General features: G+C 68.1%; 12 protein-coding genes and 1 pseudogene. 6 read left to right on the top strand and 7 right to left on the bottom strand.

Annotated elements, in window-relative coordinates:
* Positions 1-129: 129 nt before the first annotated feature.
* Together OG286_RS38185 and OG286_RS38180 are read left to right on the top strand one after the other, a co-directional pair.
* Positions 130-549, top strand: coding sequence for a nuclear transport factor 2 family protein (locus OG286_RS38185; protein ID WP_331741747.1), 420 nt, complete (start codon positions 130-132; stop codon positions 547-549).
* Positions 453-917 (top strand): SDR family oxidoreductase, encoded by a 465-nt coding sequence (locus OG286_RS38180; RefSeq protein ID WP_405366104.1) that lies wholly within the window; start codon positions 453-455, stop codon positions 915-917. The genes OG286_RS38185 and OG286_RS38180 overlap by 97 nt, the downstream gene beginning before the upstream one ends.
* On the opposite strand, the gene OG286_RS38175 is transcribed toward OG286_RS38180, so the two are convergent.
* The 6 genes from OG286_RS38175 to OG286_RS38150 form a co-directional block, all read right to left on the bottom strand.
* Entirely contained in the window at positions 918-2,237 is a 1,320-nt protein-coding gene (locus tag OG286_RS38175) for a transposase (RefSeq protein WP_331741728.1), read from the bottom strand.
* Positions 2,238-2,366: 129 nt separating this feature from the next.
* A complete protein-coding gene (locus OG286_RS38170; protein ID WP_331741731.1) occupies positions 2,367-3,116 on the bottom strand; it encodes a hypothetical protein in 750 nt (249 codons plus the stop codon).
* Between the two features lie 732 nt (positions 3,117-3,848).
* Positions 3,849-4,496 (bottom strand): hypothetical protein, encoded by a 648-nt coding sequence (locus tag OG286_RS38165; RefSeq protein WP_331741742.1) that lies wholly within the window; start codon positions 4,494-4,496, stop codon positions 3,849-3,851.
* Positions 4,489-5,754: an ABC transporter permease gene (locus tag OG286_RS38160; protein WP_331741739.1), complete on the bottom strand. Its 1,266-nt coding sequence runs from the start codon at positions 5,752-5,754 to the stop codon at positions 4,489-4,491. The genes OG286_RS38165 and OG286_RS38160 overlap by 8 nt, the downstream gene beginning before the upstream one ends.
* Complete coding sequence (locus OG286_RS38155; RefSeq protein ID WP_331741737.1) at positions 5,751-6,503, bottom strand: ATP-binding cassette domain-containing protein; 753 nt, start codon at positions 6,501-6,503, stop codon at positions 5,751-5,753. Before OG286_RS38155 ends, OG286_RS38160 begins: the two co-directional genes overlap by 4 nt.
* Positions 6,504-6,596: 93 nt before the next feature.
* Positions 6,597-6,950, bottom strand: a complete 354-nt coding sequence (locus OG286_RS38150; protein WP_331741734.1) for a hypothetical protein — start codon at positions 6,948-6,950, stop codon at positions 6,597-6,599.
* Positions 6,951-7,432: 482 nt separating this feature from the next.
* Here OG286_RS38150 and OG286_RS38145 point away from each other — a divergent pair, with 482 nt between their 5' ends.
* The gene (locus OG286_RS38145; RefSeq protein ID WP_331741731.1) at positions 7,433-8,182 is read left to right on the top strand and encodes a hypothetical protein; all 750 of its coding nucleotides are present in this window, start codon (positions 7,433-7,435) and stop codon (positions 8,180-8,182) included.
* A gap of 129 nt (positions 8,183-8,311) precedes the next feature.
* Positions 8,312-9,631 (top strand): transposase, encoded by a 1,320-nt coding sequence (locus OG286_RS38140; RefSeq protein WP_331741728.1) that lies wholly within the window; start codon positions 8,312-8,314, stop codon positions 9,629-9,631.
* A 40-nt stretch (positions 9,632-9,671) separates the two neighbouring features.
* Here OG286_RS38140 and OG286_RS38135 read toward each other — a convergent pair.
* Positions 9,672-10,469, bottom strand: a pseudogene (locus OG286_RS38135) (fused response regulator/thioredoxin-disulfide reductase); the annotation flags it as partial.
* A gap of 126 nt (positions 10,470-10,595) precedes the next feature.
* On the opposite strand from OG286_RS38135, the gene OG286_RS38130 reads away from it, so the two are divergent.
* Both OG286_RS38130 and OG286_RS38125 read left to right on the top strand, forming a co-directional pair.
* Positions 10,596-12,701, top strand: coding sequence for a SpoIIE family protein phosphatase (locus OG286_RS38130; protein ID WP_331741726.1), 2,106 nt, complete (start codon positions 10,596-10,598; stop codon positions 12,699-12,701).
* Between the two features lie 392 nt (positions 12,702-13,093).
* Positions 13,094-14,116 (top strand): alcohol dehydrogenase, encoded by a 1,023-nt coding sequence (locus OG286_RS38125; protein ID WP_331741722.1) that lies wholly within the window; start codon positions 13,094-13,096, stop codon positions 14,114-14,116.
* Positions 14,117-14,160: the final 44 nt, after the last annotated feature.

Below are 14,160 nucleotides of genomic sequence, written 5' to 3'. Positions count from 1 at the left end.
GCCTCGCACAGCAGCAAAGTACTGGAGCCTTCGCGCAAGCACTGACTTGAAGGGTAAAGTGAATACAGGAAGGCGACGGCCCCCGGCGCCGCCTCGTCACCCGCATGTGGCACGGACCAGGGAGCTGAGATGTCACTGGAGAACGAGAAGATCATTCGCAACGCCTACCAGGTCGCCGAGGAACAGGATGTCGCCGGCTGGGTCGCGGCGTTCACCGAGGATGGGACCTTCACGGACATGTCGGTCCCGCTCACCTACCGCGGCGCGGACGAGCTCGGCAGGACGGTCGAGGTCTACGCGAAGGCGTTCCCCGACATGCACCGGGAGCTCGAGCGGTTCTATGTGACCGGCGACGTGGTGATCGTGCAGCTGCGCCTGCAGGGCACCCACCTCGGCCCGCTGGAACTGCCCTCCGGCACCGTGCCGCCGACCGGCAAGCGCATGGACGCCCCGTGCTGCGACGTGTTCGAGCTGGTCGACGGCAAGATCAAGCGCTTCGACTGCTATGCGGAAGGCTCCGTCATCGCCACCCAGCTCGGCCTGGCCTGAGCCTCAAGACAACTCGAGCCTTCAAGTCATTGGGTTCGGCAGTGAGAGGAGCGCTGATGGCGTCCAAGGGGGCGCTGATCGGCATGACCCGCACCCTCGCCGCCGGGCTCGGCAGCCACGGGATCGCCGTCACGGCTGTTGCCCCGGGGCTGACGCGCACTCCGGCCACCGGCGGGGTGCCGACGGAGGAGTTCGAGGAGTTCGAGGAGTTCGCGGCGCACCAGGCGCTGCCCCGGCCGCTCACCCCCGACGACACCGCAGCCGTGGTGGCAAGGCTCGTCGGCGACGACGCCGCCGCGCTGACGGGCCAGACATTGACCGTCGACGGCGGCCTCTCGACTTTCGCTGTTCTCGCGGGGCCGGTGTGATCAAGCTGTGTGTCGGAGGCCTGCTTGGGCCCAGGCGTGGTGGACGGCCTGGATTTCGGCGTCTGTCGGCTGGCCTGGGGCGACGGGGAGAAATCGGGCGGCGATGATCACGCGGCGGAGCTTGGCGAGCATGTCGGCGAAGGACGGTTCGGTCTTGGTCGTGTACCAGGGGGCCCGTGCGCGGTGGTCGGCGGCGTCGCTGGGATGGTGGCCATGCAACGCGTACCAGACGACGGTGATCGTGTAGCAGTACAGGCCGAACGGGACGGTGCGGCGGACCGCGTTCTCGGTGCGGCTGCGGGCCTGTCCGACGCCGAGCAGCGTGCGGGCCTCGGCGAAGGTGGTCTCGATGGACCACCGCCAGGCGTATCGGGTGACCAGCGCCACGGCCGGGGTGGCGAGGTCGGTGGTGACCAGGGCCAGGTCGTAGCCGGTGGTGGTGTCCTCGTCGCGGATCAGGATGACGCGGACGGTCTGGGTGTGGAAGGAGCCGTACCAAAGGCAGCGGACCTCGGCGATCCGGACCTGGTCGGTGCGGCCGTACCGGGCGACGCGCGTGGTCGTGAACGTGGCGGTCGCCGCGAGTTCGGCGGGCGTGCCCAGCCTGGCGCCCTTGAGGCGGGGGCGGCCACGCTTGTTCGTCGGCGGCGGCGCGAGATCGAACAGCACGGCGCTGGCCGGCAGCCGGGTGGTGAGGGTGATCGCCTCGGGCAGGTGACGCAGGGCCCTACCGTGGTAGGCGGCATCCGCCACCACGTGCAGGGGCCGGTTCAGGCACACGGCCAGCAGTTTCACCATCGACGCGGCAAGTTCGACCTTGGTCGGTCCGGTCTTCGGCCGCCACAGCCGGGCCATCACCGGCAGGCACACCGGCCGGGTGAGGAACGGCAGTTCCACGACGATCCCGACCACCACGAAGCACGTTCCACGCCCGACCGGCTTCGGGCCCCTGGCGGCGCCGTCGTGCTGCCACGCGGCACCGAATACCTTCTTCCCGCTCCGCTTGAACAAGGTGTCGTCGACCGCGACCGTGATCGCCGCGCCGTCCGGGAACAGGGTCTTCACGATCAGATGGGCCAGCACGATGCCCAGGTTGTCGACGTTCCAGCGCGTCCGGGAGAAGAAGGCGTGGGCCCGGTCGTGCGGCCAGGCGCGGGCCAGGCCCGCCCCGGTCAGCATCCCGGTCACCGTGCTGGCCCCGGTCTGCGCGACCAACCCAGTCACCATCGCGGTGAACGTGATGAAGCCCGGCGCGGTGAATACGCGCAGCTTCCCCAGCACGGCCAGCAGCGACGCCGGCACCGTCGGACTCGCGGGCATCGGCTTCCCCTCCCCGGGCAAGGTCGCCACAGCGCCGATGCTGCCGACACTCCGGCCCACCACGGGCACGAACAGCCGGCCCGTCACCCGCCCGGGTGGGAACCGCTGTTCGGCTCCCGCCCCCGACCGCTACCCTCGCGGCCCGAACAAGCGACGCCGCCGCGACGGCTGCTCGGGGAAGGCGACCTCGAAGTGGAAACCGTCGTCGCCGACCGCGCGCCGCAGCGTCCGCAACACCGCTTCGGGATCGTCGTAGGGGCCGTTGACGAAGAAGGGCTTGCCGTCCCGGCCGAAGCCGATCGGACTGGGGCCCGCAGGATCACCAAGCAGCACGGCGGCCTCCGCGAACTCCTCAGCGAGCTCCCCCTCGGGTTCGAACCCGAAGCCGCGCGCGTAGGCGGCGGCCCCGAACACCAGGGCGCGGGCGAGGCCGACGGGAACCTGCACATGCCCCTCAAAGGCGCTGAAGTAGAGCCCCCGGTGCCCGGCCAGCCGGCTCTCACTCATCGGCTCCGGGGCGAGCGTGTTCTTCACCCCCAGACACCACACATCCAGCAGGAACCCCGCGACCTGCGCCTTCGTGGAGCGCATGCCGTCCGCGGCGACGAGCACCGCGACCAGGCCGCGCACCTCCTCCGCATCGGAAGCCCCGGGATCAAGGCCTGCCCACTGCGGCGCACCCTCAAGATCCACACTGCGGCTCCAGCCGGCGTTCACCCAGCAACGCGGCTCGCCGCCACCCGGCCCCGAGGCTGCGACCGCGCCATTCAGCACCCCCACAACGTCTCCGGTGCCCATCCCCAGCGTCTTGGCGATCGCCTTCACTGACCGGCCCTGCTGATCCAGGAGCCGCACCCGCGTAACAAGCAACTCATTCACAGCCGCACCCTACGGCCGACACCAAGGGCCCTGGAGCCGAACGCCACCAGTCACACCCACCCGAGCGACCCTGCGAGATCTGCGAAAGTCGAGAGTAGCCGCACACAGCCAGGAAAACAGCGAGTCCTGTATGGCTGGCGCTGGGCTAGCCACACAGGACTCATCGGCTCACTCGCGCGGCCGCCTCTTCAACGGCCGGAAGCTCAGAGTCAGCCTTCACTCCACTCGACCAGAGACCGAGAGATGTGGAAGGTGCAGTCGATCTGACCCCAGTCAGGGTCGCTCGTCCCTGCATCCTTCCAGTCGTGCCCGGAGGTCTGGTCGGACGACCAATCGCAGTAGCCCTTGTTCGCGAAGTACCCCGACTTCTCAATTTTCTGGCAGTGTGCGTTCGACCCGGTGTCACCCCAGGTCGACCAACATCCGTAGGTCTTCGAGCTCGTCCCGGAGGCGGATGCACCCGGGGCTGCCGAGACAATCGCGGCTGCTGCCAGTCCTGCTATTGCCGCCCCCCGAACCACCTTGGACCGGAGCGAGAGCGATGGTATGCGCGCCTTGTTCATGAATCCTCCCAGTTTACGGACTGACCGCTCCAACGTTGCCTCGCTGGAGCAGGACGGTCGACGTCGAAATAGCCGTTTTAGAACTTCAGCCCGGCGATACCGGCATCGACCGTTTGATATTGGCATAGGAATGCGCCGTGCGCAAGGTTCGGCGGCAATGCGTTAAGAGTCAATAATTTGACACGCGCGCCAGGAATAGCGCCCTCATGCGGGAGGCTCGCCAGGGCGTGAGATAGATCAATCCGACGGCAATCAGGAAGGAAATTCCCGCCATGACCCAACAGCTCAACGATGACACTGGCTGGCCCGGCCAATCCCACCATCGGCGACGTCCGAGGTCATCTATCTCCCAATAGGTCAGCGGGAATATCGTGAGCAATGGGAGGATCCAGGAAAGGCGCCATCCAAAAATCCTCCCGGAAGCGATGGCAAACCCGCCCCAGATGGCCATCGATCTCAGGGATACCAAAGCCCCGTCCAGGCCTGTCGCCAGTTCTTCAACCGCCACGACCACTGCAACCACGGCGAGGGATCCGGCCAGCCACGTCACTTGAAGCCGCCGAAAAGAAGAGGACCCCGAAAACTCGAGAGAACGCATAGCGCTATCAAGGCTAGCGGCCGCCACCGAAGCAAAGGCGAGTGGCATTTCCTTCCTAAAGGGGATCGGGGAGTCGACGGCATGGTCGGCAAACGGAAACGCCAGATAGATTGCCCCGAAAAGAAGGTTCACGGCGGAAAGCACGGCAACGGAAATGACCATCCTGCTGAAGTGATGAGCGCGAGCGAACCGGATCCAGGCCGCGATCCGTTCATCCACAATGGATTCCCTTGATAGTGCTGATTCGCTCCTCGACCCATGCGGTCTGCACAGTCTCAGGTTGTTTGATGAGGCGGCCGATTTCCTCCTGATCGACGCCCGGCGGGCCGCCGTGGATGTCGGCTGGCTGCCCAGCATTGGTGATTCGAGCAGCCACCCACGAATCCAGCTCAAAGTCCGCAGCTAGAACCTTTTCCTGCTCATCACTGTTTTTTGCAATGCAGGAAGGGGTGCTGGTGTTGACAATCAAAATTGACATGCTGATTGCAACTTCCCACATCGACCCTTCATGAATCGTGAAGCTTTCCCCGGCGGCGGACCTGGCCAATCCTCGCTCGTAGAAGGCCGGAGGCGAAACAATCAAGCCGGGTGGCAGCTGTGCCGCTCGCATGGCCATGGCCTCCAGCTGCGGCAGGTACTTCCGTTGTTCGGGCCAGACGCAGATCTTCGGCTGGGAGGCTGTACACAGCGGGGCAGGTGGCGCCGGCCGTCGGACCTGTACCGGTCCAACCGGGCCGTAGACGAGCCCGAGTGCCGCCACCATGGCCGCGCAACCCAGAGTCGCCGCTTGATGCTGCCACGTCCTGCGGAACCGAGTCCGCTCCACCTTGACGGGGCGGTCCACCAAAACTGCAAGCGAGACCACCACGCACGCGATCAGAAGGCGCACGCCAACAGCCCGAGCAGAAGACGTGGAGGCCGGGGGGCCAGAAAGGAGGAAGAGCCCCAAGCCAGACGGGCCTGCTGTGGCCGCCAGGACGACAAAGCAGGCAAGACCACATATCACAGGGCTTGCGAAGGCCGACGGAAGCCATCTGCCGACCATGTGTCCTATGCCCGTGCAGAGTATGAGAACACTCGCGCCGAGAAGTAGGTATCCCGGCCACAAAAATCCCGGACCGGCAGCACGGTAGCTCACAGCCGCAGCGCTGAGGATCCCGACCAGGTAGGCGAAGAGGCCGTAGCTCACGGTAGCTGCAAGCTGTACCGATTCGACTTTCCAGCGTGTTCGAGAAGCCACCGCAATCTGATCCTGAAGGGCATTGCGCTGAACCCGCCCCGCAGACCATGCGGCAGCAGCGGAAAGCAGCGGTCCTAGATAGAACGATGGAACCTGAGCAGCTACGCTGGCCTCAGGCCAGACGCCGATCCACCACTGCGACCGGCCGAACAGGACAGCCAGATCCAGTGCGATAAGAAAGGGCAGCCACCACTTAAGCGGGGAACGGCGAAGTTCCATCGCCAGAATCCGCATCACGTGATCACCTGCTGCCCTTCCAGGACTGCCATGTAGCCACGCTCCAGCGGACTGTCTCCGGCGAACTCGACATCACCAAAGTTGTTGAGTTCCTCAGGGGTTCCACGGAAAACGAACTTCCCGGACTGCAGGACGACAACCTCGTCGCACACGGCGGCGACGTCTTCCACCAGATGAGTGCTCAGAACCACCGCCGTATTTTCAAGCGACCGGACGAGCCGGCGAAAATGGAGGCGTTGCGCCGGGTCGAGACCGACCGTGGGCTCGTCAAGCAGCAGGAGCTTGGGTGACCCGACGATCGCCGATGCCACACCTGCGCGCCGCATCATTCCGCCGGACAAGGCCTTCATCTTCACGTTCTGCTGCTTGTCGAGATCGACTGAATGGATGGCTTTCAGTGTCGCCGAATGTGCTTCGGAAGCCGGAACTTCTCGGAGCCAGGCACTGTAGCGCACAAAGTCATACACCGAATATGAAGGGTAATAGCCGAAGTCCTGCGGAAGGTATCCGATCTGGCGACGGGCGGCGCGGGCGCTCCTTTCGGAAGCAATCTCCCGCCCACAGATGACGACCTCGCCTCGGAGAGGTGGCACAACGGTCGCAAGCGTTCGCAGCAGAGTCGTTTTCCCCGCACCATTCGGCCCGAGCAAGCCAAACACGCCGACATCAAGTTGCCAGTCGAGGTCGGAGATCACTCGCTTCCGGCCGTAGCCTTGCGAGATTCCGGACAAGGCTACGATGGGGTACACCTTTGTCCCTTCGGTCTATTTCGGTGGGTGCCCCTGCGAGGCACCCACCGAAATGGTCTTCTCTTGGTGGCCGGCGAGTCCCCGCCTAATGCATCAACCGCGGCTGTAATCCACCCAAGACTTCTCAACATTGAACGTGCAGTCGATCTGGCCCCAGTTGTCCTTCGAGGCCCCGCGGTCGAACCACTCCGCGTCGGACACCTGGTCCGAAGACCAGCTGCATATCGACTTGTTGACGTAGTTTCCGCCGTCGGTGACGTTCTGACAGTGGGCGTTCGACCCGGTGCTGCCCCAAGTGGACCAGCATCCGTTCGTCTTGTTGCTCGTCCCCGAGGCCAGTGCGCCGGGCGCAACGACGACGACCGCTGCGACGCCCAGGCCCAGGACGGCGAGGCCTCGCGCTATCCTGGAACGTGCCCCCGCAGGGCGAGAGTTGATCTCCGCCATGACTGTTTCCTCCCAGTTTCAGCTCCATGGCGGGAACCCAGGGCCTCGGCGTTGCCTCGCCGAGGCCCTGATCATTGGTCAATCCACTCTGGAACACGGCATGTCACGGACGCATGCCACCCGCCGCTGGTCATGCTTCCATTGTCTTGTGACATGACACAACAGCTTTCAGTAGCTGCGTAGAGTTGCCTGGCTACCTTGCGTAGCAGGGGGAAAGTATGCTTGCGCACATTTGCTCACCAGGTCCGCCATTGCCCGATTTGTGGACCAACTGAGCGTAGTCGTATACGGGTGAAATTTTACTGAGCCGTAATCATATTGTCCGATTGGTGCGCTGGACTGTCCCACCCTGTTTCGCCAGGTGGGAGTTGAGGGGCCCCGAAGATCCCCTCGACTTTCGCAGATCTCGCAGGGTCGCTCGGGTGGGTGTGACTGGTGGCGTTCGGCTCCAGGGCCCTTGGTGTCGGCCGTAGGGTGCGGCTGTGAATGAGTTGCTTGTTACGCGGGTGCGGCTCCTGGATCAGCAGGGCCGGTCAGTGAAGGCGATCGCCAAGACGCTGGGGATGGGCACCGGAGACGTTGTGGGGGTGCTGAATGGCGCGGTCGCAGCCTCGGGGCCGGGTGGCGGCGAGCCGCGTTGCTGGGTGAACGCCGGCTGGAGCCGCAGTGTGGATCTTGAGGGTGCGCCGCAGTGGGCAGGCCTTGATCCCGGGGCTTCCGATGCGGAGGAGGTGCGCGGCCTGGTCGCGGTGCTCGTCGCCGCGGACGGCATGCGCTCCACGAAGGCGCAGGTCGCGGGGTTCCTGCTGGATGTGTGGTGTCTGGGGGTGAAGAACACGCTCGCCCCGGAGCCGATGAGTGAGAGCCGGCTGGCCGGGCACCGGGGGCTCTACTTCAGCGCCTTTGAGGGGCATGTGCAGGTTCCCGTCGGCCTCGCCCGCGCCCTGGTGTTCGGGGCCGCCGCCTACGCGCGCGGCTTCGGGTTCGAACCCGAGGGGGAGCTCGCTGAGGAGTTCGCGGAGGCCGCCGTGCTGCTTGGTGATCCTGCGGGCCCCAGTCCGATCGGCTTCGGCCGGGACGGCAAGCCCTTCTTCGTCAACGGCCCCTACGACGATCCCGAAGCGGTGTTGCGGACGCTGCGGCGCGCGGTCGGCGACGACGGTTTCCACTTCGAGGTCGCCTTCCCCGAGCAGCCGTCGCGGCGGCGTCGCTTGTTCGGGCCGCGAGGGTAGCGGTCGGGGGCGGGAGCCGAACAGCGGTTCCCACCCGGGCGGGTGACGGGCCGGCTGTTCGTGCCCGTGGTGGGCCGGAGTGTCGGCAGCATCGGCGCTGTGGCGACCTTGCCCGGGGAGGGGAAGCCGATGCCCGCGAGTCCGACGGTGCCGGCGTCGCTGCTGGCCGTGCTGGGGAAGCTGCGCGTATTCACCGCGCCGGGCTTCATCACGTTCACCGCGATGGTGACTGGGTTGGTCGCGCAGACCGGGGCCAGCACGGTGACCGGGATGCTGACCGGGGCGGGCCTGGCCCGCGCCTGGCCGCACGACCGGGCCCACGCCTTCTTCTCCCGGACGCGCTGGAACGTCGACAACCTGGGCATCGTGCTGGCCCATCTGATCGTGAAGACCCTGTTCCCGGACGGCGCGGCGATCACGGTCGCGGTCGACGACACCTTGTTCAAGCGGAGCGGGAAGAAGGTATTCGGTGCCGCGTGGCAGCACGACGGCGCCGCCAGGGGCCCGAAGCCGGTCGGGCGTGGAACGTGCTTCGTGGTGGTCGGGATCGTCGTGGAACTGCCGTTCCTCACCCGGCCGGTGTGCCTGCCGGTGATGGCCCGGCTGTGGCGGCCGAAGACCGGACCGACCAAGGTCGAACTTGCCGCGTCGATGGTGAAACTGCTGGCCGTGTGCCTGAACCGGCCCCTGCACGTGGTGGCGGATGCCGCCTACCACGGTAGGGCCCTGCGTCACCTGCCCGAGGCGATCACCCTCACCACCCGGCTGCCGGCCAGCGCCGTGCTGTTCGATCTCGCGCCGCCGCCGACGAACAAGCGTGGCCGCCCCCGCCTCAAGGGCGCCAGGCTGGGCACGCCCGCCGAACTCGCGGCGACCGCCACGTTCACGACCACGCGCGTCGCCCGGTACGGCCGCACCGACCAGGTCCGGATCGCCGAGGTCCGCTGCCTTTGGTACGGCTCCTTCCACACCCAGACCGTCCGCGTCATCCTGATCCGCGACGAGGACACCACCACCGGCTACGACCTGGCCCTGGTCACCACCGACCTCGCCACCCCGGCCGTGGCGCTGGTCACCCGATACGCCTGGCGGTGGTCCATCGAGACCACCTTCGCCGAGGCCCGCACGCTGCTCGGCGTCGGACAGGCCCGCAGCCGCACCGAGAACGCGGTCCGCCGCACCGTCCCGTTCGGCCTGTACTGCTACACGATCACCGTCGTCTGGTACGCGTTGCATGGCCACCATCCCAGCGACGCCGCCGACCACCGCGCACGGGCCCCCTGGTACACGACCAAGACCGAACCGTCCTTCGCCGACATGCTCGCCAAGCTCCGCCGCGTGATCATCGCCGCCCGATTTCTCCCCGTCGCCCCAGGCCAGCCGACAGACGCCGAAATCCAGGCCGTCCACCACGCCTGGGCCCAAGCAGGCCTCCGACACACAGCTTGATCACACCGGCCCCGCGAGAACAGCGAAAGTCGAGAGGCCTGGTGATGCACCGGAACGCAGGCGGCGGGACCCTCTCCATGGGACTTCCGCACCATGGGACTCCCGCGTGCGCAGCGGAGCCGTCGGAGAAACGCAGCGTGCGTGCCGCCCCCTTCACTTCCAAGCCGGCGACCGTGCACGCCGTGAGCAGCTCCGCGCCGAATTTCGTGGCTTGGCGGCGTGCCCGGTCGGTGAGCTGCGCTCCGGAGACGCCGTCGGGGAAGCCCAGGTAGTTCTCGATGCGGGAGCTCTGGCCCGCCTGTCCACCGGTTGCCTCGCGTTCCACGAGGACGGTGCGCAGACCCTCCGAGGCCCCGTAGACGGCCGCGGCGAGGCCGGCGGGGCCGCCGACGACGATGACCAGGTCGTAGAAGTCGGCCGCGGGGGTGGTCGACAGCCCTACGTGGACGGCCAGGTCCCGCTCGGCAGGCTCAACGAGGGCAGTGCCGTCCGGGGTCACGACCAAGGGCAGCCGCAGGCCGTCCTGCCCTGCGGAGACCAACAGACGTCCCCCTCTGGTTCCTCGCTGGAGTACCAGCGGTACGGCACCTGGTTGCGGGCGAGGAACTCCCGGATCCGGGAGGAACGGGCCGACCAGCGGTGATCCGACGACCTTGGTGACGTCCACGGCGCGGCCGTCGCCGGCCCGCCACGTCTCCAGCAGGTCGTCCACCACTGGGTACAACTTCTCCTCGGGCGGCTCCCACGGCTTGAGCAGGTAGTGGTCGAGGTCGACGACGTTGATGGCGTCGATCGCAGCGTTGGTGTCGGCGTAGGCGGTGAGCTGTACCCGTCGGGCTGAGCTGTCCAGCGGGCCGGCGCGGAGAGACGATGAAGGGCAGCGAGACGGAAGGCGAGGTCGAGCGGCGGGGCTGGATCGGACGAGGCCGCCAATATCGGTGGCGGGCGGAAGGGAAGGCCTGGAATGAGCGCCTCCGAGGCGGGCCGGCCCCTGGGGGACAGGGTGCGGGCTGCCGCGTCCGAACCCGGTGGCCTGCTGGACCTGTTGGGTGTGGCCGCAGCGGTGTTGGACGCGGATGGGCGGGTTGCCCTGTGGAGCCCGCAGGCTCAGGATCTCTTCGGCTGGAGCGCCGAGGAGGCGCTTGGCCGGTACGCGGCCGAGCTGCTGGTCGCCGAAGAGAACCGGGGTCTGATCCTCGAGCTGTTCGCCGAGGTGATGGGTGGCGGCGGGCACTGGGCGGGAGTGTTCCCGGTGCGGCACAAGGACGGCAGCACCCGGCTGGTGGAGTTCCGCAACATGCGGTTGCAGGACGAGCGCGGCCGCCTCTATGCCTTGGGGATCGCCACCGACGAGGCCACGCTACGCGGCGTCGAGCGCGATCTGGCCCTGTCGGCGCGGATGGTGGCCCAGTCCCCGATCGGGCTGGCGGTGCTGGACACCGACCTGAGGTACGTCCTGGTCAACCCGACGCTGGAGCGCATCAACGGCCTGCCTGCCGAGCAGCACCTCGGTCGCGATGTCCGCGACGCACTGCCGTTCCTCGACACCGGCGTCGTCGAGTCCGCTATGCGCCAGGTACTGGCGAGCGGCAAGCCGCTGGTGGATCAGCTCACGGTCGGCCGCACGCGCGCCGATCCGGACAGCGACCACGCCTGGCGAGCGTCGTACTTCCGGCTGGAGGACTCAGCCGGGCGGGTGCTCGGCCTGGCCGTCTCGGTGGTGGACGTCACCGAGCAGCACCGCGCGGCCGCCGAGGCCGCCCGCGCCCGACAGAGACTGGCACTGGTCGCCCAGGCGTCCATAAGGATCGGCACCACCCTCGACCTCGGCCGGACCGCCCAGGAACTGGCCGACTTCGTCGTCCCCGACCTCGCCGACGTCGCCGCGGTCGACGTTCTCGACTCGGTCCTGAGCGGACGCCCGCCCACACACGGGCCGGTCGCGGGGCCGGTGACCCTGCGGGCCCTGGCCGTGGCGGCGGCCTACCCCTCCGACGCCTTGCGCGCCGCCGATCCGGTCGGGGAGATCGCCAAGTACGACGCCGACCGCCTGGTCACCCGGTGCGTGACCACCGGCCGTCCGGTGCTCGTGGCCCACGTGACGGGCGAGGACCTGCCTGGCATTGCCCGAGACGGCGAGGCCGCAACCGTGCTGGCCCGAGCAGGCCTGCGCTCCTACTTGGCGGTGCCGCTGATCGCCCGCGGCGAGGTGCTCGGCGCCCTGGACCTCAAGCGCGTGCGCGATCCGCTGCCGTTCGGCGAGGACGACATCGTGCTGGCCGAGGAGCTTGCCGCCCGCGCCGCCGTGTGCATCGACAACGCCCGCTGGTACCAGAGTCAACGCAATGCGGCCCTGACCCTGCAGCGCCACCTGCTGCCGCACGTGCCCATGCGGCCCGTCGGTCTCCAGGTCGCCTCCCGGTACCAGCCCGCGGGACGCGCCGCGCTGGCCGGTGGTGACTGGTTCGACGCCATCACGCTGGCCGGCGACAAGACCGCCCTGGTCGTCGGCGACGTCATGGGCCATGACATCAACGCCGCCGCCAGGATGGGCCAGCTGCGCACCGCCACCCGCACCCTGGCCGATCTCGACCTCGATCCCGCTCAGGTGCTGCACCACCTCGACCGCATCACCGCCGAACTCGACGAGACCATCGCCACCTGCGTCTATGTCGTCTACGACCCGCACGGCAGGCGGTGCCACATCGCGCTGGCCGGCCATCCGCCCCCCGTACTGGACCGCCCCGGTCGGGCCCCGGTGCTGCTGGAGCTGCCCCCGGGCGCGCCGCTGGGCGTCGGAGGCGTCCCTTTCGAGTCCGCCTGCGTGGAGCTGGCGCCCGGTGACCGGCTGCTCCTGTACACCGATGGCCTGGTGGAGACCCGTGACCAGGCCATCGACACCCGCCTTGATGCCCTCATGAGCCTGCTCCGCGGGCCCAGGCTCCCGCTGGAAGCAACCTGCGACCGTCTGCTGACCGCCCTGCGGCGGGCAGATGACGATGATGACGACGTGGCCCTGCTCATCGCCGAGGTCCACTCGGCGCCGGGTCCGGTCGGACACGCGGCGTGAGGGATGCGAACGCCTGCGCCCAGGTGGCGACCGCCTCGATCGCATATCCGCAATCACGTTGCGGATGCAGCACCAGCCCGACAGCGCTGACGGCTCACATGGATTCATGGACATCGAATCGCTTGTACGCCACCGCCGCGCCCGTGCACGCGGTCGCGGAGCTGGTCCTCGCCGACTACGGGGTCTCCCCGGGCGATGGCTTCCAGGCGGAGCCGTACGACTCTGGAGCTTTCGGCACAGGCGCGCAGCCGTGAACGGCCGAACCGGTGCCTCCACAGCCCGCTGCCCGCCGTGCGCGATCGAGCCGAAGCTGATGTGCTGGGCGCGGGAATGCCTTCTGCGGGGGATGCGGTAGCAGTACCTGGTCGTGCCAGTGCTTGGGAGAGATCCGGATGAGTACCTATCGAGTCGCACAAGTCCCGGCCGCCGGCGGTCGCTTCGAGATCGTCGAGCGTGACGTACCCCAGCCGGGCCCGGGCCACGTACGGGTGGCGGTGGAGGCGTGCGGGATCTGCCACAGCGACGCCGCCTTCGTGGACGCCCTCCTGCCGGGCGTTCGGTTCCCGCTGGTGCCTGGCCACGAGATCGCGGGCCGCATCGAGGCGGCGGGCGAGAGCGTCCACTCCGGTTGGCAGGTGGGCGACCGGGTCGCGGTCGGCTGGTTCGGCGGCAGCTGCGGGCACTGCCGGCGCTGTCGACAGGGCGACTTCATCGTGTGCGAGGCCCTGAAGGTGCCCGGCTGGGCCTACGACGGGGGGTACGCCGACGCGGTGATCGCACCGGTGGACGCCCTGGCCCGGATTCCCGACGGGCTGTCGCCGGCCGAGGCGGCCCCGCTGGGCTGCGCGGGCGTCACGACGTTCAACGGACTGCGGCGCAGCTCCGCCCAGCCGGGCGATCTGGTCGCGGTGCTGGGCATCGGCGGTCTCGGCCACCTGGCGGTGCAGTACGCGGTCGCCATGGGCTTCGAGACCGTGGCCATCGCCCGCGGGGCCGCCAAGGCGGACTTCGCCAAGGAGCTCGGCGCGCACCACTACGTCGACAGCACGGCGGGCGCCGGCGTCGGGGAGGCGCTGCAGTCGCTCGGCGGAGCACAGGTGGTCCTGGGAACGGCGGCGAATTCCGAGGCCATCACGGCGACCGTGGACGGTCTGGCCACCCGGGGCGAGCTGGTGGTGATCGGCGCGGACGCCGCACCGCTGGGCATCAGCCCGAACCAGCTGCTCATGAGCGGCAAGATCATCCGCGGCCACCCCTCGGGAACCGCACGGGACGTGCAGGACACCATGGAGTTCAGCCTGCTCCACGGGATCCGCCCGATGGTCGAGACGGTACCGCTCGACGGGATCACCGCGGCCTACGACCGGATGCTCGCCGGCGCCGCCCGCTTCCGGATGGTCGTCACCACCGGCTGACCCGCGCACCCGCGTGCCACGGCCCCACCGGGCGAACCCGGTGG

The sequence above is a fragment of the Kitasatospora sp. NBC_00039 genome (assembly GCF_045160625.1).
In the GTDB taxonomy this organism is placed as follows: Bacteria; Actinomycetota; Actinomycetes; order Streptomycetales; family Streptomycetaceae; genus Kitasatospora.
Note: the sequence above shows the minus strand (reverse complement) of the source record. Positions and strands in the feature narration are given on the sequence as shown.